The 19763-nt window shown below is 65.3% G+C and carries 22 protein-coding genes; 10 read left to right on the forward strand and 12 right to left on the reverse strand.

The annotated features are described in order from the left end of the window. Position 1: 1 nt before the first annotated feature. The 3 genes from NKI50_RS29960 to NKI50_RS29970 are packed head-to-tail and all read right to left on the reverse strand — an operon-like array spanning position 2 to position 3196. Positions 2-853, reverse strand: coding sequence for a TIGR01459 family HAD-type hydrolase (locus NKI50_RS29960; protein ID WP_023721395.1), 852 nt, complete (start codon positions 851-853; stop codon positions 2-4). Continuing rightward, a complete protein-coding gene (locus tag NKI50_RS29965) occupies positions 850-2151 on the reverse strand; it encodes an FGGY-family carbohydrate kinase (protein ID WP_031194647.1) in 1302 nt (433 codons plus the stop codon). The genes NKI50_RS29960 and NKI50_RS29965 overlap by 4 nt, the downstream gene beginning before the upstream one ends. 1 nt (position 2152) lies before the next feature. Beyond that, complete coding sequence (locus NKI50_RS29970; protein WP_023721393.1) at positions 2153-3196, reverse strand: class II aldolase/adducin family protein; 1044 nt, start codon at positions 3194-3196, stop codon at positions 2153-2155. Between the two features lie 229 nt (positions 3197-3425). Between NKI50_RS29970 and NKI50_RS29975 the strand changes: the two genes are divergently transcribed. The 6 genes from NKI50_RS29975 to NKI50_RS30000 all read left to right on the forward strand — a co-directional run bounded on the left by NKI50_RS29975 (position 3426) and on the right by NKI50_RS30000 (position 10158). Next, positions 3426-4208: a DeoR/GlpR family DNA-binding transcription regulator gene (locus NKI50_RS29975; protein ID WP_023721392.1), complete on the forward strand. Its 783-nt coding sequence runs from the start codon at positions 3426-3428 to the stop codon at positions 4206-4208. Further along, positions 4205-5584 (forward strand): FGGY-family carbohydrate kinase, encoded by a 1380-nt coding sequence (locus NKI50_RS29980; protein ID WP_352643718.1) that lies wholly within the window; start codon positions 4205-4207, stop codon positions 5582-5584. The genes NKI50_RS29975 and NKI50_RS29980 overlap by 4 nt, the downstream gene beginning before the upstream one ends. Beyond that, the gene (locus tag NKI50_RS29985) at positions 5581-7125 is read left to right on the forward strand and encodes a sugar ABC transporter ATP-binding protein (protein WP_352643719.1); all 1545 of its coding nucleotides are present in this window, start codon (positions 5581-5583) and stop codon (positions 7123-7125) included. Before NKI50_RS29980 ends, NKI50_RS29985 begins: the two co-directional genes overlap by 4 nt. Before the next feature lie 20 nt (positions 7126-7145). Further along, entirely contained in the window at positions 7146-8123 is a 978-nt protein-coding gene (locus NKI50_RS29990) for an ABC transporter permease subunit (RefSeq protein ID WP_502896313.1), read from the forward strand. 85 nt (positions 8124-8208) lie between these two features. Next, the gene (locus NKI50_RS29995) at positions 8209-9147 is read left to right on the forward strand and encodes an ABC transporter substrate-binding protein (RefSeq protein WP_023721388.1); all 939 of its coding nucleotides are present in this window, start codon (positions 8209-8211) and stop codon (positions 9145-9147) included. Positions 9148-9264: 117 nt separating this feature from the next. After that, positions 9265-10158 carry a sugar phosphate isomerase/epimerase family protein gene (locus NKI50_RS30000; protein ID WP_352494078.1) on the forward strand — a complete coding sequence of 298 codons (894 nt, stop codon included), beginning with the start codon at positions 9265-9267 and terminating at the stop codon, positions 10156-10158. Positions 10159-10201: 43 nt separating this feature from the next. Here NKI50_RS30000 and NKI50_RS30005 read toward each other — a convergent pair whose 3' ends face one another. Continuing rightward, entirely contained in the window at positions 10202-10657 is a 456-nt protein-coding gene (locus tag NKI50_RS30005; protein WP_023680480.1) for a Crp/Fnr family transcriptional regulator, read from the reverse strand. A 195-nt stretch (positions 10658-10852) separates the two neighbouring features. Next, positions 10853-11536, reverse strand: coding sequence for a response regulator transcription factor (locus NKI50_RS30010; protein WP_023721386.1), 684 nt, complete (start codon positions 11534-11536; stop codon positions 10853-10855). A gap of 144 nt (positions 11537-11680) precedes the next feature. On the opposite strand from NKI50_RS30010, the gene NKI50_RS30015 reads away from it, so the two are divergent. Next, positions 11681-12217, forward strand: coding sequence for a L,D-transpeptidase family protein (locus NKI50_RS30015; protein ID WP_245278686.1), 537 nt, complete (start codon positions 11681-11683; stop codon positions 12215-12217). Between the two features lie 100 nt (positions 12218-12317). On the opposite strand, the gene NKI50_RS30020 is transcribed toward NKI50_RS30015, so the two are convergent. Beyond that, positions 12318-12563, reverse strand: a complete 246-nt coding sequence (locus NKI50_RS30020) for a hypothetical protein (RefSeq protein ID WP_352718591.1) — start codon at positions 12561-12563, stop codon at positions 12318-12320. A 162-nt stretch (positions 12564-12725) separates the two neighbouring features. Here NKI50_RS30020 and gcvA point away from each other — a divergent pair, with 162 nt between their 5' ends. Further along, positions 12726-13646 (forward strand): transcriptional regulator GcvA, encoded by a 921-nt coding sequence (gene gcvA / locus NKI50_RS30025; RefSeq protein WP_352643900.1) that lies wholly within the window; start codon positions 12726-12728, stop codon positions 13644-13646. Positions 13647-13671: 25 nt separating this feature from the next. Here the strand turns inward: gcvA and NKI50_RS30030 are convergent, their stop codons facing one another. The 6 genes from NKI50_RS30030 to tsaD form a co-directional block, all read right to left on the reverse strand. Further along, positions 13672-14091, reverse strand: coding sequence for a DUF1761 domain-containing protein (locus NKI50_RS30030; RefSeq protein WP_023721382.1), 420 nt, complete (start codon positions 14089-14091; stop codon positions 13672-13674). Between the two features lie 48 nt (positions 14092-14139). Further along, positions 14140-14796: a class I SAM-dependent methyltransferase gene (locus NKI50_RS30035; protein ID WP_023721381.1), complete on the reverse strand. Its 657-nt coding sequence runs from the start codon at positions 14794-14796 to the stop codon at positions 14140-14142. Then, positions 14793-15218, reverse strand: a complete 426-nt coding sequence (locus NKI50_RS30040) for an EVE domain-containing protein (RefSeq protein WP_352494080.1) — start codon at positions 15216-15218, stop codon at positions 14793-14795. Before NKI50_RS30040 ends, NKI50_RS30035 begins: the two co-directional genes overlap by 4 nt. Positions 15219-15353: 135 nt before the next feature. Then, positions 15354-15650 carry a YciI-like protein gene (locus tag NKI50_RS30045; RefSeq protein ID WP_023721379.1) on the reverse strand — a complete coding sequence of 99 codons (297 nt, stop codon included), beginning with the start codon at positions 15648-15650 and terminating at the stop codon, positions 15354-15356. 26 nt (positions 15651-15676) lie between these two features. Continuing rightward, complete coding sequence (locus NKI50_RS30050) at positions 15677-16678, reverse strand: NAD(P)H-dependent glycerol-3-phosphate dehydrogenase (RefSeq protein WP_352643901.1); 1002 nt, start codon at positions 16676-16678, stop codon at positions 15677-15679. Between the two features lie 11 nt (positions 16679-16689). After that, positions 16690-17775, reverse strand: coding sequence for a tRNA (adenosine(37)-N6)-threonylcarbamoyltransferase complex transferase subunit TsaD (gene tsaD, locus NKI50_RS30055; protein WP_031194644.1), 1086 nt, complete (start codon positions 17773-17775; stop codon positions 16690-16692). Positions 17776-17881: 106 nt separating this feature from the next. Here tsaD and hemC point away from each other — a divergent pair, with 106 nt between their 5' ends. Together hemC and NKI50_RS30065 are read left to right on the forward strand one after the other, a co-directional pair. Beyond that, positions 17882-18808: a hydroxymethylbilane synthase gene (gene hemC / locus NKI50_RS30060; RefSeq protein WP_023721376.1), complete on the forward strand. Its 927-nt coding sequence runs from the start codon at positions 17882-17884 to the stop codon at positions 18806-18808. Between the two features lies 1 nt (position 18809). Next, the gene (locus NKI50_RS30065) at positions 18810-19526 is read left to right on the forward strand and encodes a uroporphyrinogen-III synthase (protein ID WP_352643902.1); all 717 of its coding nucleotides are present in this window, start codon (positions 18810-18812) and stop codon (positions 19524-19526) included. Positions 19527-19763 lie beyond the last annotated feature (237 nt).

Consider the following 19763-nt stretch of genomic DNA (forward strand, 5'->3'; position numbering starts at 1 on the left):
TTCAGCGAAACCTGAAGCTATCCGCGATGTAGTCGGGGCGGGCGTTCAGCGTGGCGAAAACAGTCTCCAGATCAGGTGTCTCCGCCAATATGCCGGACAGGACCAGCGTCGTCGCGACGCCGACGCCGTTGCCGCCGGCGATGTCGTGCTCGACGCTGTCGCCGACGCAGACCGCGTTGCCGCGCTCCGGGTTGCCCGCCAGCGCCAGCGCTGCCTCGAATATCTGCGGATAGGGCTTGCCGATGCGGGTGACGCTGCCGCCGAGGTTCTCATAGAGATCGGCCAGCCGGCCAGCGCCGAAGCAAGGCCCGACGGCAGTCAGCATGATCTTGTCGGGGTTGGTGCAGAAGCACGGCACCTGGCGCTTCGCCGCCGGACCGAGAAGCCGGCGATAATGGTCGAGGTCGTAGCGATCGCCCTCGCTGGCGGAAATCAGTACCAGTTCTGCATCGTCGCCGTCCTTGGCCAGGACGAAGGGCAGGCCGTCGACAGCCGAACGGTCATTATCGCGGCTGATCAGCAGGCATTTTGTCTGCGGGCGCAGGGTCCCCGATGCCGCCATTTCGTGGAAGGAGCGCCACGCCACCTCGCCGGAGGAGACAAAATGGTCCCAGCTTCCCGGTGCGAAGCCGAGCTTCAGCAGGCGGCGCTCATTGGGTTGCGCCCGCTTGCCGGAATTCGAGATCAGCACGATGGTCTTGCCGGCGCGCTTGAGTGCCGACAAGGCTTCGATAGCGCCTGGATAGGCGCTGGTGCCGTCGTGCAGCACACCAAATTGGTCGAGCAGGAACACCTGATAGCGCTCGGCCAGCGCGGCGATGCCGTCGAGGTGCTGAATTATCTTGGCCGTCATAAAAGCCCCGCTGCGCCTGCGCCCATCAGCGCCAGCCGCGCCGTGCCGGCGGCGGCCTCCTCCGAAAGAGCGGGCACGAGAGCGACGCCAAGCTTGCGCTGCCGGATCGCCGTCCAGGCCGGATTGGCCGCACCGCCGCCGACGCTCCTGACCGATGTAAGCCGGGGTGCGCCGAGTTCGGCAAGCCGGCGATAGCCGAGCGCTTCGATCGCCGCAATACCCTCGAACATCGCTTTCAGATAATCGGCGTCGTCGGCGGGCCGCGGCTCGAGGCGGGGCGGCAGCGCCGGATCGGCTATGGGGAAGCGTTCGCCCGGCGCCGGCAGCGGGTAATAATCGAGGCCGGTCTCTGTCGCCGGGTCGATCTTTTTGCTGAGTTCGACAATGCGGGCGACGGGGAAATGCTGGGCCAGCACCTTGCCGCCGGAGTTCGAGGCACCGCCCGCCAGGTAGGTGTTTCCCAGCCTATGGCTGTAGATGCCGAATTGCGGCGCCGAGATCGGCCGGTCGGAGAGGATCTTGATGGTCAGCGATGAGCCGAGCGCGGTGACGCCGGCGCCCGCGGCAGTCGCACCGGTCGCCAGGAACGACGCGCATCCATCGGTGGTGCCGGCGACGACAACCACGTCGCGCGGCAGGCCGAACATTTTCGCAGCGCTGGCGGTGAGCGTGCCCGTGACATCGCCCGGCCGCACGATTCGGGGCAGGAATTCCATGCGCATGCCGGTCGCCGCGATCCAGTCCGGCCAGCGCCGGGCCTCGACGTCGTAGCCGGTTTTCAGCGCGTTGTTCTCGTCACTCACATCGAAGCGGCCGGAAAACTGTCCGGCGATCCAGTCGGCCTGGTGCAGCACAGTGGCGACGCCGGGCAGGTGCTGGAAAGACAGCGCCTTGGCGAGACCGGACGTCGCCCCAAGTGCAGCGCTCGTTGCCGGTGCCGCGCCGGCTATTGCAGTCAGAATAATGTCGTCGGCGACCTTGTCGTTGTACATCAGCGGTTCGGCCAGCGGCCGCCCGGAGCCGTCGACCGGCAGCAGCGTGCCCGACGTACCGTCGACGGCGATCGAGAGCACTGCCGCGCGATCGATACATTTGAGCACTTCCGCCAACGTCGCGCCGACCGCCTCCCACCATACGGCGGGGTCGCGGCCGTTCAGCCCAAATCGCTCAAGGGCAATTGCGGAATGCGCGGCGATGGAAAAGTCCGGGCGCATTGCGACGGCGCGCGCGCCGGATGTGCCGATGTCGATGCCGATGGCAAGCGGGCCAGTTGATAGCGGGCTTGACGAACGCGGCATGTCAGCTGCCTCCGGCATTGAGTTTCTGGCGATATTTTTCGGCGTCCCAGTTGATCAGTTCGTCATTCTCCGCCGCTGTCAGATAATTCAGCTTCGCAGCGACATCGACCCGCGCCGTCACGTCGGCGAGGCAGCGCTGCATGGCGTCGGCGCCGGCGCCGGCGTCGCCGCGCATCAGCACGCCAAGGCCGGGAAACAGGATCGCCACGGGTGCGGCGCCGCAGCGCTCGATCACGCGCTTCACATCCTCGTCCGGTCTCGCCACGACCGAACCCTCGCCGAGAAAGATGACGTGGTCGGGGTAGAGGCTGCCCCCTGCCGCCATGCGGCAGCATTCGGGGTCGATCGCCACCGCATGCGCCTCGACGTCGGCCGGCAGTCTGTAGCCGCTGCCGCCGGCGAGCGCCGTCAGCGCCACGATGTCCGGTTCTGCCACCTGGCGCGGCGGCCGCGCCAAGAGCCGGGTTACGCGCCGTAGCAGCATGTCGGCCGCGGCGACGGTCTCGGCTGCAACGACCAGGCCGTGATTGCCGAGGATCAGGATGTCTACGCCTGGCCGCAGGCGCTCGGCGATGCCCTGGGCGAGCGGCAGCCCCGGCCGGCGATAAGGAACATACGCCCATTGGTGGCCATCGAGCCGCCTGGCGATCTCGGCCTCGCAATCGGCCTGCACTGCCAGCGAAATGGTCTCGACGCAGTGGACATGCAGAACGATGCGCTGCGGCATCAGCGCATGCACCGTGGTCTCGATCGACGGACGCAAGCCGCGTGGATTGAGGGCGCCGATGGCGAAGGCCTGCGGCTGTTCGGCGGCCGGGTCGCGCCGTTCGATGGCTTCAAGCAATGGCGGGATGCTGACCGGCACCATGATGTCTGCGGTAAGCGCGTCCTTCAGCCAGGTACCGGAGGCCTTGATCCAGAGCGTGTCGCCGGCTTTCAGCGAGGTATTGCCGCCGGCGGCCTGGGTCAGATGCGGGTCGCTGCCGATGACGGCCGAAAGCGACCGCAGCGCTGCCAATTCCTGCGCATCCGCACTGATCGTCATCGAAATTCCTCCACAAACCGGCCGCGTGGCCACGGCTTTGGACGGCCCGTTGCCGGGACTAAGACCGACGCTGGTATCGCAGATGCGAGTAAGTTACGTCAACAGTGATGTTATCGCGTCAAATCACGCTTGCAATCCGAGGCCCGTTGAGTAAGTTGCACCAATTGCCGTGCAAAATGGCAATGCCGTGCAAAATGGCTTGGGAGGCAAGCGCATTGGGAGGTAAGGGTTGAGCGACTCCGGCCGCCAGCGCCAGATTGTCGAGCTTTTGCGAGACCGGCCTTTCGCATCGGTGCGCGAGCTGCAGGAGCGGCTTGGCGTGTCGGCGGCGACGGTGCGGCGCGACATCGACAAGATCGACGAGGCCGGCGAAGCGCGCAAGGTCTATGGCGGCATCTCGGCGCTCGATGGCGCTTCGCAAGTCGGCGTCGCCTATGCCAGGCCCTATGACGAGAACCGCGACCTCGCCGTCGAGGCCAAGCGGCAGATCGCCGCTCTCGCCGCCACCATGGTGCGCGACGGCGACGCGGTCATCGTGCATGGCGGTTCGACCTGCTTCCATCTCGGCGTCAAGCTCGCCGACCGCAACATCCGGCTCTACACCAACTCGATGCCGCTCGCGGCCTATCTCAGCGATCACGGCCATTGCAGCCTGACCGTCGCCGGCGGCGAACTGCACCGCGAGCCGGGTATCATCCATTCGCTGACCCAGACGGTGCCGTTCTACGCCTCGAAGTTCTTTCTCGGCGCGCAAGGCATCGGCCAGGAAGGCCTTCTGGAATCGCACCCGCTGCTGGTCCGCTCGATCGTCGAGCTCAGCCTCTGCGCCGACCAGATCGTCGTGCTGGCCGACAGCCGCAAACTGTCGATCCACGCCCGCAACGTGGCGCTGCCGCTGTCGCGGATCGGTACGCTGGTCACCGATGAGGGCCTGTCCGACACCGACGCGCGCATGCTCGAAGATGCCGGCGTCATGGTGCGCATCGCCGCTTCCTCGGGAGGCGCCCAGTGAAAGTAGCCGTCCTCGATTTCGGCAAGACCAATTCGAAGCTGTTCGTCTTCGGCCAGGACGGACGCATCCTCGACGAGCGCCGCACCCAGCCGAACTGGATCCGCAAAAACGGCTTCAGCGTGCTCGACGAGGCAACGCTGTACGACTGGGCGGCCCGCGCCATCGATGACGCCGTCGACACGCATGGCGTGGAAGGGCTGATGGTATCCGGCCATGGCTGCACCTTCGCGTTGGTCGACGACGCCGCGCTGACGCATCCGATCCTCGATTACGAGCAGGAACCGCCAGCCGAGATCGCCGCGCAGATCGATCGCCGCATTCCGGATTTTGCCGAGACCTTTTCGCCGCGCCTGCCGCTTGGCTTCAACTACGGCCGCCACATGTTGTGGCTGAAGGAGGTGGAGCCCGGTGCCTTCGCCGCAGCGAAATCGATCCTCGGCTACCCCCAATACTGGAGCTGGCGCCTTGGTGGCCGGCCGGTATCGGAAGTGTCCTATCTCGGCTGCCACTCGCATTTATGGGCGCCGCGCAAACGCGATTTCAGCTCGCTGGTCGGTGGCGGGGGCTGGCGCGGCCAGATGCCCGCCTTCGAGCGTGCCGGCGCGGTGATCGGCGAGCAGCGCTTCGGCCGAGCCGCGAAGCCGGTCGCCATCCATAATGGCGTCCACGACAGCAATGCCGCGCTCCATGCCTACCGCCGGCAGCAGCTCGGGCCGGTGACCGTGGTCTCGACCGGCACCTGGGTCGTCGTTCTCAATCCGGACTGTCCTCTCGACGCACTCGACGGCGAGCGCGACATGCTGGTCAACGTCGATGTCGATGGCGGCCCGGTGCCAACCATCCGCTTCATGGGCGGCCGCGAATTCGCGACGATCAGCGCCGGCTGGCAGGGCGCCATCGCGCCGTCATCGATACAGCGGGTGATCGACGCCGGCATCATGGCGCTGCCGAGCTTCGCGCCCGGCGGCCCGATGGCACACCGGCGCGGCGAACTGGTCGGGCGCACGCCCAACGCCGACGAACGCGCGGCCATGGCGCTGCTCTATGTCGCGCTGATGGTCGATTTGTGCCTCGAGCTGATCCATTCCGATAATACCGTCATCGTCGACGGCGGCCTGAACAATGGCGGGCTGCTTGCCGCGCTGCTGGCGCAAGTGCGTCCCGGGCAGGCCTTCCTGCAGGGCGCAACGCTGGAGGGCAGCGCCACCGGTGCCGCAGCACTTGCCTTCGAAAGCGTCGGACGCGAGTTTGCCACCGAGGCGCCGGAGGCGGTGCATGCGGCAAGCTTCAGCGGCCTTGCCGGCTACCGCAACGACTGGCGCGGCCTTGCCGCCGATCGGGGTGCCCCCAGAGCAGCTGCGGGAGGTGCGCGATGAGCGCCATCGCCCGGATCGAGACGGTGCGCCAGCCGGTGCTGGAGATGCGCCACATCTCGAAGACATTCGGCCCGATCCGCGCCCTGCACGATGTGTCGCTGACCGTCCATGCCGGCGAGCTGCACGCGCTGATGGGTGAGAACGGTGCCGGCAAGTCGACGCTGATGAAGGTGCTGTCCGGTGCCTACCGGCCGGATCCCGGCGGCGAAATCCTGATCGACGGCATGCCGGCCGCCACCGGCGACCCGATCAAGGCACGCGCCGCCGGCATTGCGGTCATCTACCAGGAGCTGTCGCTGGCGCCCAATCTGTCGGTGGCGCAGAACATTTTCCTCGGCAACGAGCCGCGACGGTTCGGCATCGTCGATCGCGAGCAGTGTAACCGGCGCGCCAGCGACATCATCGCGCGGCTCGGCGTGACTTTTTCAGCGCGCACCCCGGTCAGCAGCCTGTCGCTCGGCGAACGCCAGTTGGTCGAAATCGCCCGCGCGCTGTCGACCAATGCGCGCATCATCGTCATGGACGAGCCGACCACCTCGCTGACCTCGCGTGAGACCGACCGGCTGTTCGAGGTGATCGCGACGCTGAAGTCGCAAGGTATCGCCATCATCTACATCAGCCACCGCATGGAAGAGGTCTACCAGCTCGCCGACCGCGTCAGCGTGCTGCGCGACAGCGGCTATGTCGGCACGCTCGACCGCGCCGATCTGAACGCCTCGCGCCTGGTATCGATGATGGTCGGACGCGATCTGTCGACGTTCTACAAGAAGGATCACCGCCCGCCGGACAGCAAGCGCGCCGTCGCGCTGTCGGTGCGCGGCATGTCGGACGGCAATTTCATAAGGAATTGCTCCTTCGACCTCCACAAAGGCGAGGTGCTGGCGCTGGCCGGCCTGGTCGGCTCGGGCCGCACCGAACTGGCACGACTGATCTTCGGCGCCGACAGGCACATATCGGGCACGCTGGAGCTCGGCGGCAAACCGATATCCATCGGTTCGCCAAGCGAGGCGCTGGATGCCGGCATCGCCTACCTGACCGAGGACCGCAAGCAACTTGGCCTGTTCCTCGACATGTCGATCTCCGACAACATCAGCATGGGCGTGCTGGCAAGGGACGCGAAGGCCGGCGGTCTGCGCGACTTCGCGGCTGCCGAAAAGCGCGCCGCCAAGGCGGTGTCCGAGCTCTCCATCCGCACCAGCTCGGTGCAGGCCAATGCCGGCTCGCTGTCGGGTGGCAACCAGCAGAAGGTGCTGCTCGCCCGCCTGCTGGAAACAGAGCCGCAGGTCGTCATCCTCGATGAGCCGACCCGCGGCGTCGACGTCGGGGCGAAGTCGGAAATCTACCGGCTGATCGACAATCTGGCCAAGAAAGGCATCGCCATCCTGATGATCTCCAGCGAACTGCCGGAGGTGATCGGCATCGCCGACCGCGTGCTGGTGATGCGCGACGGCACCATTGCCGGCGAGGTAACGGCGTCGGAGGGCGAGCCACTGCGGCAGGAAGCGATCATGGAACTTGCAACGGGAGCGGCTCAGCGATGACCGACAAGGTGGCCGACACGATGAAAGCGGACGACCGGGCGGTGGGCAGGAGCACAAGGTGGCGCACCGCCATCGCTGCGCTCGGCATGCTGCCGATCCTGATTCTGCTGGCGGTCGGCTTCCAGTTCATCAACCCGCGCTTTTTCACCCAGACCAATCTGCTGATCGTCATGCAGCAATCGTCGATCAACATCGTGTTGGCGGCCGGCATGACCTTCGTCATCCTGACTGGCGGCATCGACCTGTCCGTCGGCTCGATCCTTGCCGCCTCGGCGATGGTGGCGGTGATGGTGTCGCTGGTGCCCGATTGGGGACTGCTGGGCGTGCCGGCGGCCATTCTCGTCGGGCTCGGCTTCGGCGTCATCAACGGCCTGCTGATCGCCTACATCAAGCTGCCGCCCTTCATCGTCACGCTGGGATCACTGACCGCCGTGCGCGGCGTCGCCCGGTTGCTTGGCCAGGACACGACGGTGTTCAACTCGGACCTGCCGTTCGACTTCATCGGCAACGGTTCGCTGTTCGGCGTTCCATGGCTGGTCATCATCGCGCTGGCGGTCGTGGTGCTGTCCTGGCTGGTGCTCAAGCGCACCGTGCTTGGCACCTGGATCTACGCCGTCGGCGGCAACGCCGAGGCCGCCAGACTGACCGGCATCAAGGTGCCGCTGGTGCTGCTCTTCGTCTACGGCGTTTCCGGCCTTCTGGCCGGCCTTGGCGGCGCCATGTCGGCGGCCCGGCTCTATGCCGCCAACGGGCTGCAGCTCGGCCAGTCCTACGAACTCGACGCCATTGCCGCGGTCATCCTCGGCGGCACCAGCTTCGTCGGCGGCGTCGGCTCGATCTGGGGCACGCTGATCGGCGGCCTGATCATCGCCGTGCTGTCAAATGGGCTCATCCTCGCCGGTGTTTCCGACATCTGGCAGTACATCATCAAGGGATTGGTCATCATCGTGGCGGTCGCCCTCGACCGTTACCGGCTCCAGGCAGGAGCAAGAACGTGATGGCCCTTAGTCGCCGGCGTCCATCGAGCCGGTTTCATGTGTAACGCACCGTGAGAGGCGCGGGCATCAGGAGGAAAATAAAACTATGAAGATCATCGCTAAACTGCTCTGCGGCGTCGCCCTTGCAGCCGCCGTCATCGCGCCGGCATCGGCCAAGGACCTGAACAAGGTCGGCATCTCGGTCGGCCTGCTCGGCAACCCGTTCTTCGTCGCCACCATCAAGGGCATCGAGGACGCGGCCAAGAAAATCAACCCGAATGTGCAGGTGACATCGGTATCGGCCGACTACGATCTCAACAAGCAGGTCTCGCAGGTCGATTCCTTCATCGCCGCCGGCGTCGACGTCATCATGCTCAATGCCGTCGATGCCAAGGCGATCGCACCGGCGGTGAAGAAGGCACAGGCGGCCGGCATCGTCGTTGCCGCTTTTGACGTTTCGGCGCCGGGCGCCGACGTCACCGTGATGACCAACAATGTCAAGGCCGGCGAAGAGGCGTGCCAGTATCTGGTCGACCATACCGGCGGCAAGGGCGACTACGTCATCCTCAACGGCCCGGCCTCGTCGTCGATCCTGGAGAGGGTCAAGGGCTGCAAGGACGTGCTGGCAAAACACCCCGACATCAAGGTCCTTTCAGACGACCAGAACGCCGAAGGCTCACGTGACGGCGGCTTGAAAGTGTTTCAGTCGCTGCTGACCCGTTTCGACAAGATCGACGCGGTGTTCGCCATCAACGATCCGACGGCGATCGGCGCCCAGCTTGCGGCCAAGCAGCTCAACCGCTCGGAGTTCATCTTCACGGCGGTCGACGGCGCGCCCGATATCGAGAAGGAACTCGCTTCCGGCACGTCGATGATCAAGGCCTCGGCCTCGCAGGATCCCTATGTGATGGCCGGCCAGTCGCTGACGATGGCGGCTGACCTGCTTGCCGGCAAGAAGCCGGCCGAGCCGACGGTGCTGCTCGACCCGAAGCTGATCACGGCCGACAATTTGAAGGATTACAAGGGCTGGACCGCAGCTCGCTAAACCTCCCACGCGTGGGGCGGCCGGTATGACCGGCCGCACCTTTTTTGTCTGAGCAACGGATTGCCAAACACCGATTTGGACTTGGGTCCGCTACTGCTGGAATAACCGGAGACAATCATGTCGCGCATCGGAATCCACTCATTCGTCTGGTCGGCGAGCTCGACGCAGAGCGATCTCGAGCGGACGCTGGCCAACACCAGCGAAGCCGGCTTCGACCTGATCGAATTCTCCTATCTCGACCCCGCCAATGTCGACATTGACGGCTTGGCCAAGCGGATAGCCGATCTCGGCCTCGGCGTCGCGATCAGCATCGGACTGCCGGCCGACGGCGATATTTCGAGCGCCGACAAAACGATTGCGGCGCACGGCGTCGAAATCCTGAAACGTACGATCGCGCTGACTCGCGATCTCGGCGGCCAGAAGGTTGCCGGCATCCTCAGCACCAGCCACGGCTTGCAGAGCGAGGCGCCGACGCGCGACCAGTGGAACCGCAGCGCCGGCACGCTTGCCGAGGTGGCGGAGACGGCAAAGTCAGCCGGCGTCACCCTCAACCTCGAGATCGTCAACCGCTTCGAAAGCAACCTGCTCAACACCGCCGCGCAAGGCATGGCCTTTATCGAGGACAGCGGCTCCGACAACATCTTCCTGCATCTCGACACGTTCCACATGAACATCGAGGAGGCCGATGTCGGATTGGCCATCCGCAACGCCGCAAAGAAAATCGGCTATGTCCATATCGGCGAGAGCCATCGCGGCTTCCTCGGCACCGGCAATATCGATTTCGCCGGGATATTCGATGCGCTGACCGCTATCGGCTACAGCGACGACCTCAGCTTCGAATCCTTCTCGTCGGAAATCGTCGACGAGAACCTGTCGCGGAAAACCGCGATCTGGCGCAATCTGTGGACCGACAATATGGAGCTGGCCAAACATGCGCGCCGCTTCATTGCGCTCGGACTGGAGACGGCGCGGCGCAAGGCCGAGCTTGTTTCCGCAACGCACCGGCCTTGAGAACTCGCAAATTCCGAAATCTGGTTAAACCAGAGGCGCTACATTAGCCGGCAAAACGCGGCCCAAGTTCCTCGATCCGGCGGATCATCGCCTGGAAATCCTCCAATATGCGCTGGTGCAAGTGAACCGCCAGCTCCGGGTATTCCTCGAGGATGCGGCGGAACATCTTGCGGCTGAGCCGCAGCACTTCCGAATCGATTTCGGCGGAGGCGCTGGTCAGCCGGTTGGTGTCGGCGATCAGCGCCAGTTCGCTGAGTATGGTGCCGGGACCGGCGGTGCCGATCGGGATGCGCTCCCCGTCGTGCTCGCGATAGAGCACGATGCGGCCGCTGACCACGATGTAGGCCGAATCAGCTTCGTCGTCCTCGCGATAAAGCTTGTGGTCGGCTTTCAGCATGGTGGTTTCGGCGCCGAAGGCGAGCAGACGCAGCTGTTCCTGCGTAAAGCCCTCGAAGAGCCTCACGGTGGACAGGATGCGGATGTCGTCATCCAGCGCCATCTAGCTATGTCCCCGAACCGTCAGTCCCACTCCTCCCTAGAGCGCCGCGCGTCCCCCGGACGCGCAAGGCGTTTCAAAAATCGGTTCCGCTCCTTGGACCCGATGCCTCCGCGAGTTCGATCCAGACCCACCTCCAGCTCAGGACCGTACCCGAAAAGCGCCCCGCCCGGATCGCTTATTTGAATAATGAAATGTTTAAGGAACCAGCTTGTAGCCGCCGCTTTCTGTCACGAGAATTTCCGCGTTGGAAGGATCGCGCTCGATCTTCTGGCGCAGCCGGTAGACGTGGGTTTCGAGCGTATGCGTGGTGACGCCGGAATTGTAGCCCCAGACTTCCTCCAGCAGCACGTCGCGGGTCACCACCTTCTGGTCGGCGCGGTAGAGATATTTGATGATCGAGGCTTCCTTTTCGGTCAGCCGCACCTTGGCGCCGCGCGGGTCGATCAGAAGCTTCTGGCTGGGCTTGAACGTGTAGGGGCCGACCGAGAAAGTGGCGTCCTCGCTCTGCTCGTGCTGGCGCAGCTGGGCGCGAATGCGGGCCAGCAGCACGGCAAAGCGGAACGGCTTGGTCACATAGTCGTTGGCGCCGGCCTCGAGACCAAGGATCGTGTCGGAATCGGTGTCGTGGCCGGTCAGCATGATGATCGGCGCCTTGTAGCCGCCCTTGCGCAATATCTTCACCGCCTCGCGGCCATCCATGTCGGGCAGGCCGACATCCATGATGAGCAGGTCGATAAGCCCGCCGCGCGCCGCGGCGACGCCTTTGGCGGCGGTCGCTTCCTGCAGGACATCGAATTCCTCATAAAGCGACAATTGCTCGACAAGGGTGCCGCGCAGGTCGTCATCGTCGTCGACGATCAGAATGGTGCGTGAAGTCATGGATCAATCCGTTGTTTTGAAAAGAGATTTCAGTTGACCGCTGCCTGTTTATGCGGAAGCTGACCGGCACAACAGCCGTTCACAGTGATTTGTTCCGTGGCACGATCATACAAGAAAAAACACGATCGCAATGCAGTCGGCGCAATTTTGCCGAAAGGGCTTACCGTGCTCACCGTGCGCGCGCGGCCCGGCCATGCCAGCCAGGGCTTTCTACAGGCCGGCAAACTCGTGTTTCCATGTGCGCTGGGGCATGGCGGCATCTCGGCCGGCAAGCGCGAGGGCGATGGCGCCACGCCGCTCGCCTCGATGCGGATATTGTCGGGATATTTTCGCGGCGACCGTTTTTCCAGCGGCCGCCGGACGCGGCTGGCGATGACGCCGATCGGCCGCGACCTCGGCTGGTGCGAAGTGCCTGGGGACCGCAACTACAACCGCCCGGTCAAAATCCCCTATGGCGCCAGCCATGAGCGGATGCAGCGGGCCGACGATCTCTACGATGCCTGCCTGGTGCTGGACTGGAACATTGTGCCGCGCCGGCGCGGGCGCGGCAGCGCCATCTTCTTCCACCTGGCGCGCCCCGGCTTCACGCCGACGCAAGGCTGCGTCGCGGTAACAGCCCGCACCATGGCACGGCTGCTGCCGCTGCTGTCGGAGCGGACGGTGGTGAGGGTGGTAAGGTAAGGGAATAGGGGAATAAGGGAGTAGGGGAATAGGGCAGTAAAAGTAGAGACAGGGGCGGGCGCGCCGCTTAGCTCCCCTACTCCCCTACTCCCCTACTCCCCTACTCCCCTACTCCCCTACTCCTTTGCCACCCTATGTCGAGAAGGCCGAGCCGGCCGAGTTCGCGGTCCATGGCGCGTGCGATGTCCTTGCGTTCGCTACCGATGTCGCGCAGCTGGCGATCGGAGAGATCCTCGACATTCTCGTAGGGAAGACTGGCCGCGATTCTCGCGTGCCGAAGCCAGTCGAGCACGGCGCGCAGCCAGGCCGGGCGGAGGGTTACAGAGCGCAGGGCGATGTCAGACATGGTGCAATCCGCTTCTCCGGACATCAAATCCGGTTTGATGTTTCTTCGATGCTCAGATCATGGCGGATTGAAATTCAAACGGGAAACGAGTAGTTTTTTCTGCATCTTCAAGTTTTGTTTGAGGATTGGAATGCTCGACCGAACCCTCCTCGTCTGGCCCTGATGGCGCGCCCGCTGCCTGGAACCCGTGCGCTGCGGACGCTGGAGGCGGCGGCCCGGCACCTCAATTTCACCCGCGCCGCCGACGAGCTCGGCCTGACGCCGGCAGCGGTCAGCCACCAGATCAAGGAAATCGAGGATCAGCTCGGCATCATGCTGTTCACACGCACCAGCCGCACAATCCGGCTCACCGAGGCGGGTGCGGTGCTGTTCGAGGCCTCGACCGACGCGCTCGACCTGCTTGGCCGCGCGGTCTCACGGGCGCAGAAGACGGCGCGCGGATCGGCGCTGCTGAAGGTCACCCTCGATGCGCAATTCGCGACGAAGTGGCTGATGCGGCGCGTCGACGATTTTCGCAAACAGCATCCGGCAATCGAGCTGCGCTTCGATATCAGCTATGAGGTGCGCGATTTCGACCGCGACGATGTCGATGTCGGCATCCGTTTCGGCGCCGGCAAATATCCGGGGCTTCGCTCGCACCGGCTGTTCGAAAACGTCATCATTCCCGTCTGCAGTCCGGCCTTGCTGCGGTCAGGGCCGCCGCTCAAGGAGCCACGCGACCTGTTCCATCATACGCTGGCGCATATCGAGTGGTCGCGCCAGGGCGTCACCTGGCCGAACTGGAGCATGTGGATGGCGGCGGCGGGCGTCGACGATTTCGACGACAGCCGGACCATCGTGTTCGGCAATTCGACGGATGCCGTGCAGGCCGCGCTCGACGGCAACGCGGTTGCGCTCGCCGATTTCGCCATGGTGGCAAACGACCTTTCGGAAGGCCGGCTGATCCGGCCGTTCGAACTCGGCATCAAGGTCGCGCCCGAGTTCGCCTATTTCCTGGTCTATCCCGAAAATGCGGCGAACGATCCGCGCATCGTCGCCTTTCGCGATTGGCTTCTCGAGGAAGTCGGCAAGACCCCAACCTAAAGGTCAGCCTGTCGCCGCCTAAAGGTCAGCCTGTCGCCGCCGCGCCGAACCAGCCGATCACCGCGCCGATGAGAAGCATCACGCCGAGCCAATGGCCGACATCGATGAGCGTCAGATCCCAGCCGAAACCTTCGTAGCGATGGTTGACCGAAAGCGTCGTGGCGACGAACCCCAGCCAGAGAACGAAGCCGAAGATCACCCCGGCAAGCAGGCTCGGTTCGCCGCCGGTCACTGCGCCGATGATCAGCGACATGACCAGCGCCATGACAAGCTCCGCGACGAAGGAGACGACGAAGGGCAGCATCGACTTGCTCATCGTCGCCGGATCAAGCTTGGCGGCCTTCAGCCACGGCTTGCTCAGGCCCATATACCAGGCCGCGCCGAACAGCCACGCCACCACGGCGGCGACGATTACCGCCAGCCAATTGATTGCTGAAAAATCCATGATTCCCTCCGGTCGATTGCGCGATGGAACGCCTGTTCGGCGATGCCGTCAAGCAAGGCACCAGACGGTGGTGCGCTTGACCTCGGCGTCCTCCAGCGCGCGGGTCACCGCCACTTCGTAGACGGCAAGCGGTTCCAGCCCGGTCTTCGGCAAATAGGAGCGGCCGGGATCGCCGACGAGGATGTCGGCGCCGCGCGCCTTCAACGCTGCGAACCACGGCATCAGCCTGTCGGCGAAAGCTTTGTCGTAGAAGACGTCGCCGGCCAGCACCAGATCCCAGCCCGCATCGGTGCCGATGCAGTCGCCGGCGAGGAATTCTATCTCGACGCCATTGGCCTCGGCATTGAGGCGGACCGCGGTCGCGCAGAACGGGTCGATGTCGGCGGCGATCACCTCGGCAGATCCGGCCTTCACTGCTGCAATGGCGACGAGGCCGGAGCCGGAGGCGAAGTCGAGCACGCGCCTGCCGCGCACCGCCGCCGGATTGTCGAGGATGTAGCGGGCAAGGCCTTGGCCGCCGGCCCAGGCGAAGGCCCAGAAGGGCGGCGGCAGGCCGATTTCGGTCAGCTCATCCTCGGTCCGCTGCCACAATTCATGCGCCTCGTCGGCCAGCTGCAGGCGTATCTCCGGCACATGCGGCGGCGCCATCAGCGCCGTGTTGTCGAGGATGAATTTCTTGGCACTGTCCGGCGTCAGCGCCGTCATGGCGCCGGCGTCAGTCCGCTCATGCGGCAGACCTCCTGCCATTCGGCAGGCGTCACCGGCTGCACGGACAGCCGCCCGAGCCGCACCAGCGCCATGTCGGCCAGCTTTGGATTGGCCTTGGCCTGTTCCAGCGTCACCGGCTTCGGCATGTCCTTGAAGGCGCGGATATCGACGCACTCCCAGCGGGGATCGTCGGTCGTGCTGTCCTGATGGGCCAGAGCGCAGATTTCGGCGATGCCGACTATGTCGAGCCCATCATTGGAATGGTAGAAAAAGCCGAGATCGCCGATCTGCATCGCCTTCATGTTGTTGCGCGCCGCATAATTGCGCACGCCGTCCCATTGCGTGCCGGCCTTGCCCTTGGCCTTGAGGTCCTCGAAGGAGAAGACCGAGGGTTCGGATTTGAACAGCCAGTAGTTCATTGTCTTGCTCCTCCTCAGGTGCCGTCGCGACTAAAAGCGCGTCGCGTTCGACCGGCGTCATGCGACGCGCTTCAGGTTCTTGTTTTATGCATGTCGTTATCACAAAACCGCTGCACACTTTTGCGCGACATGCATTTAGATACCCGCCGGTTTGTTGAAGCTCCAGTTCCACTGCCGGATTTCGACGCTTTCGAACAGCCCTGCCTTGGTATAGGGATCGGCCGCCGACAGGGCTTTTGCCGCAGCCAGATCGGGCGCCTCGACAACGGCGAGAGTGCCGTTCGGCTTGCCGTCTGCGTCGAGGAACGGGCCGGCGAAGGCCAATTTCTTGTCACCGTTCAGCCCTTCCAGGAAGGCAAGGTGCTTAGGCCGCGTATCGAGCCGCACCTGCAGGCTTCCTGGCTTGTCCTTGCAAATCAACGCAAACAGCATCTTTCCATCTCCGCAATCGTTCGGGATTACATGTCGGTTTCGGTTTTGAGCGGCCTGGTCATCAACGCCGACACAGCCTGGTCTATGGTGACGGTGCCGTCCAGTATGGCGGCGACGGCGGCGATGATCGGCGCGTCGATCCGGCGCTCGCCGGCGATGCGGGCGGCGATCGCCGCCGTCGGCACGCCTTCAGCCAGAGGCAGGCCGGCAAGCGGCTTGCCTTGCCCGAGCGCCAGCCCATAGGCGAAATTGCGCGACTGGGCGGACGAGCAGGTGAGCAGCAGGTCGCCGAGGCCGGAAAGCCCCATCAGCGTCTCCGGCTTTGCGCCGAAGGCGGCACCGATGCGGCGCAATTCGACGAAGCCGCGCGTCACCATTGCGGCCTGGGCGCTGGCGCCGAGCCCGGCGCCGGTAACGGCACCCGCGGCGATGGCAAAGACGTTCTTCAGCGCGCCGCCGATCTCGACGCCGATCAGGTCGTCGCTCGAATAACAACGCAGGTTTTCAGCCGAGAAACGGGCGGCAAGGTCGGTGGCCAGAGCCTCGTCGCGGGCGGCGACCACCACGGCCGTGGGCAGGCCCCTGGCGACGTCGGTGGCAAAGCTTGGGCCGGACAAAGCGGCGACCGGATTTGCCGGCAGGATTTCCTCGGCAATGGACGACAGCAGCGCGCCGGTGTCGCGCTCGATGCCCTTGGCGCAGAGCACCAGCGGGACGCCTTTCGGCACATGGCTGGACGCGGCCGTCAGCATGGCGCGCAACGATTGCGCCGGCGCCACCGCCAGCACGCAGTCGGCGTCGGCGAGAGCCAGTTTGATGTCACTTGTCGCCGCGATGCCGGGATCGAGCGCGATGCCGGGCAGATAGCGCGGATTTTCGCCACGGTCGATCGCCGCGACGGTCTCCGGGTCGCGCGCGAACAGCCGGACCGAATGGCCGGCGCGCAGCATGGCCAGCGCCAGCGCCGTGCCCCAGGCACCGCCGCCAAGCACGGCGACACGCCAGCCGGCGCTGGCTTTGCGCGTCATGGCTTTGCTCGTCACGCCTTGGCCCCGCGCCGGCCAGAGCCGACCATCGGGGCCGAGACGCTGTCCAGCGGCCAGCGCGAGCGCGGCACGAAATCGGCGGCGTTTTCGCCTGATATGCCGGCGCGCAGCCGCTCGATGCCGGCCCAGGCGATCATCGCCGCATTGTCGGTGCAGAGATTAAGCGGCGGGGCGACGAAGCTGAACCCGGCCTGTTCGCACAGCGCTTGCAATGTCGCCTTGATCGTCCGGTTGGCGGCGACGCCGCCGGCGACAACCAGCGCAGGCTCGGCCTTGTCCGGGAATTGCTGACGGAACCTGGTCAGCGCCCGCGAAACACGGTCGCCGAGCGCATCCGCCACCGCCGCCTGGAACGAGGCGCAGATATCGGCGACGTCCTGGTCGCTCAGCGGGGCGATCGCGGATGCCGCCTGGCGCACTGCGGTCTTGAGGCCGGAAAAGGAAAAATCGGGCTGCGCCGAGCCCTTCATCGGGCGCGGAAACGCAAAACGGGCCGCATCGCCATTTGCCGCCGCCTTCTCGACATTCGGTCCGCCCGGATAGGGCAGGCCGAGCATCTTGGCCGTCTTGTCGAAGGCTTCGCCAAGCGCGTCGTCGATGGTCGTCGCCCAGCGCTGGTAGTCGCCGACGCCGCGCACGGCGACGATCTGGGTATGGCCGCCGGAAACCAGCAGCAAGAGGTAGGGAAAGTCGAGCCCGTCGGTCAATCTGGCCGTCAGCGCGTGGCCTTCGAGATGGTTGACGGCGATCAGCGGTTTTTTAGCTGCCGCGGCGATTGCTTTTGCCGTCATCAGGCCGACGATCAGCCCGCCGACAAGACCGGGACCGGCGGTGGCGGCAATCGCATCGATGTCGGCGAGGTCGACGCCGGAATCGGCCAGCGCTGCCTCGATGATGCCGTCGAGCGCCTCGACATGGGCGCGCGCGGCAATCTCCGGCACGACGCCGCCGAAAGCGGCATGCTCCTCGATCTGGCTGAGCACGATGTTCGACAGGATTTGCGGCGTGCTGCGACCGTCCAGCGCCACCACGCTGGCGGCGGTCTCGTCGCAACTCGTCTCGATGCCCAGAACGCGGATCAATTCGTCGCTGTCTCCAAGGATTGTACGGCCTGCCTTTCCCCGATAGGAGGAAGCCGGAAAGACGGACCTCGATCCTGCCGGGGGTTATCACGGACGGCGCGCCATGCAAACAACCTTGAAAATCGGAACACGCGGCAGCCCGCTGGCATTGGCGCAGGCGCATGAAACGCAGGCGCGGCTGATGACGGCGCATGGCATGCCGGCCGAGGCGTTCGAGGTGGTCGTCATCTCGACCAGCGGCGATCGCATCCAGGACCGGCCGCTGTCGGAAGCTGGCGGCAAGGGCCTGTTCACCAAGGAGATCGAGGAGGCGTTGCTGGCGCGGCGCATCGACATCGCCGTGCATTCGTCGAAGGACATGCCTACGCTGTTGCCCGAGGGGCTGGAACTGGCCGCCTTCCTGCCGCGCGAGGACGCACGCGATGCCTTCATCGGCAAGGCGGCGCGAACGATTGCCGGCCTGCCGCAAGGCGCCAGGGTCGGCTCGTCGTCGCTCAGGCGCCAGGCACTGATCCGGCGGATGCGGCCGGACATCGACGTGGTGATGTTTCGCGGCAATGTGCAGACGCGGCTGCGCAAGCTCGACGAAGGCATCGCCGACGGCACCATCCTCGCCTATGCCGGGCTGAAGCGGCTCGGGCTCGAAAATGTCGTCACCGACCTGATGCCGCTCGACGTCTTTCCGCCGGCGCCGGGGCAAGGCGCGATCTGTATCGAGAGCCGCATCGGCGACCGCGACGTGGAAGCGATGCTGGCGGCAATCCACGACGTGCCGACCGGCCAGGCGCTGGCCTGCGAGCGCGCCTTCCTGGCGGCGCTCGACGGCTCCTGCCGCACCCCGATCGCCGGCCATGCGACGATATCCGGCGCAACGGTTTCCTTTGCCGGGCTGATCATCTCGCCCGATGGCACGCAGTCGCATGAAGTCAGGCTGGAAGGGCCAGCGCAGGAGGCGGCGCGCATTGGCGCGGAAGCCGCCGCGACCGTTCGGGCCAAAGCCGGCGAAACATTCTTCGACGGCTGGACCTGACATGCTCCGCGTCCTGGTGACGAGACCCGAACCGGGCGCCTTGCGCACGGCGCGCCGGCTTGCGGATGCCGGCTTTCAGCCGATCCTGCTGCCGCTGACCGAAACGGTGGCGCTGCCCGTCGACGTCGGCGCGGTCGCCGATGCGGCTGCGGCGGTCGCGGCCACCAGTGCCAACGGCGTTCGCCATGCGCCGAAAGAGGTCATCGCGGCGCTCGCCGGCTTGCCGTGCCACACCGTCGGCAGGAAGACGGCGGAAGCCGCCCGCGCGGCCGGGTTTCTGTCGGTCAGCGAAGGCCCAGGGAATGCCGAGGCGCTGGCCGATGCGCTTGCTGGTGGTTACGCGGGGCAGACCATCGTCTATCTCTGCGGGCGGGTGCGCTTTCCGGGCTTCGAGGAGCGGCTGCAGGCGGCGGGCGCTCAGGTCCGCGCCGTCGAGACCTACGACACCGTTGTGCTGGATTACTCCGACGAGGCCGTGCTTGCGCGCCTGTCCGCCCGGCCGGTCGAGGCGGTGCTGCTCTATTCGGCCAAGGCGGCCATGGCGATGCAGGCCCTGGCTAGCCGGCCGGCGGTGCGCGGTTTTTTTGAAGAGACGCGCTTTTTCGCATTGTCGGGACGTATTGCCGCGGCCTTGGATGATGCCGCTGGCGAAAGGATCCGGATAGCGCCCCAACCAAACGAGGACGCGCTGCTGGGACTTTTGCGGGCGCGGCGCTGACCGGCATCCGCCTGTTCCGGACGTTGGCATACCTCCTGCCGGCATCCTCAATTTATTCCGCAGCAGGCGCTGTCGGCGAAGCTGCCGATCTCCCCCCTTGCGGGGGAGATGCCCGGCAGGGCAGAGGGGGGTGCTGTCCCTCCGACCTGTCAGGATAGTGTCCTGAAGGTTCTGCAAAAAGTTTTGGAGAGAGAACGGCGCTTGCTCTGAAGGGCGAGCGGCCATGGCACGGTGGTG

The sequence above is a fragment of the Mesorhizobium sp. M0563 genome (genome assembly GCF_040321065.1).
Lineage (GTDB): Bacteria > Pseudomonadota > Alphaproteobacteria > Rhizobiales > Rhizobiaceae > Mesorhizobium.

What these genes read in the sequence shown, in the direction of transcription:
- NKI50_RS29960 (WP_023721395.1), bottom strand. Translation starts at nt 853, where the DNA reads ATGACGGCCAAGATAATTCAGCACCTCGACGGCATCGCCGCGCTGGCC.
- NKI50_RS29965 (WP_031194647.1), bottom strand. Translation starts at nt 2,151, where the DNA reads ATGCCGCGTTCGTCAAGCCCGCTATCAACTGGCCCGCTTGCCATCGGC.
- NKI50_RS29970 (WP_023721393.1), bottom strand. Translation starts at nt 3,196, where the DNA reads ATGACGATCAGTGCGGATGCGCAGGAATTGGCAGCGCTGCGGTCGCTT.
- NKI50_RS29985 (WP_352643719.1), top strand. Translation starts at nt 5,581, where the DNA reads ATGAGCGCCATCGCCCGGATCGAGACGGTGCGCCAGCCGGTGCTGGAG.
- NKI50_RS29990 (WP_502896313.1), top strand. Translation starts at nt 7,146, where the DNA reads ATGAAAGCGGACGACCGGGCGGTGGGCAGGAGCACAAGGTGGCGCACC.
- NKI50_RS29995 (WP_023721388.1), top strand. Translation starts at nt 8,209, where the DNA reads ATGAAGATCATCGCTAAACTGCTCTGCGGCGTCGCCCTTGCAGCCGCC.
- NKI50_RS30000 (WP_352494078.1), top strand. Translation starts at nt 9,265, where the DNA reads ATGTCGCGCATCGGAATCCACTCATTCGTCTGGTCGGCGAGCTCGACG.
- NKI50_RS30005 (WP_023680480.1), bottom strand. Translation starts at nt 10,657, where the DNA reads ATGGCGCTGGATGACGACATCCGCATCCTGTCCACCGTGAGGCTCTTC.
- NKI50_RS30010 (WP_023721386.1), bottom strand. Translation starts at nt 11,536, where the DNA reads ATGACTTCACGCACCATTCTGATCGTCGACGACGATGACGACCTGCGC.
- NKI50_RS30020 (WP_352718591.1), bottom strand. Translation starts at nt 12,563, where the DNA reads ATGTCTGACATCGCCCTGCGCTCTGTAACCCTCCGCCCGGCCTGGCTG.
- gcvA (WP_352643900.1), top strand. Translation starts at nt 12,726, where the DNA reads ATGGCGCGCCCGCTGCCTGGAACCCGTGCGCTGCGGACGCTGGAGGCG.
- NKI50_RS30030 (WP_023721382.1), bottom strand. Translation starts at nt 14,091, where the DNA reads ATGGATTTTTCAGCAATCAATTGGCTGGCGGTAATCGTCGCCGCCGTG.
- NKI50_RS30035 (WP_023721381.1), bottom strand. Translation starts at nt 14,796, where the DNA reads ATGACGGCGCTGACGCCGGACAGTGCCAAGAAATTCATCCTCGACAAC.
- NKI50_RS30040 (WP_352494080.1), bottom strand. Translation starts at nt 15,218, where the DNA reads ATGAACTACTGGCTGTTCAAATCCGAACCCTCGGTCTTCTCCTTCGAG.
- NKI50_RS30045 (WP_023721379.1), bottom strand. Translation starts at nt 15,650, where the DNA reads ATGCTGTTTGCGTTGATTTGCAAGGACAAGCCAGGAAGCCTGCAGGTG.
- NKI50_RS30050 (WP_352643901.1), bottom strand. Translation starts at nt 16,678, where the DNA reads ATGACGCGCAAAGCCAGCGCCGGCTGGCGTGTCGCCGTGCTTGGCGGC.
- hemC (WP_023721376.1), top strand. Translation starts at nt 17,882, where the DNA reads ATGCAAACAACCTTGAAAATCGGAACACGCGGCAGCCCGCTGGCATTG.
- NKI50_RS30065 (WP_352643902.1), top strand. Translation starts at nt 18,810, where the DNA reads ATGCTCCGCGTCCTGGTGACGAGACCCGAACCGGGCGCCTTGCGCACG.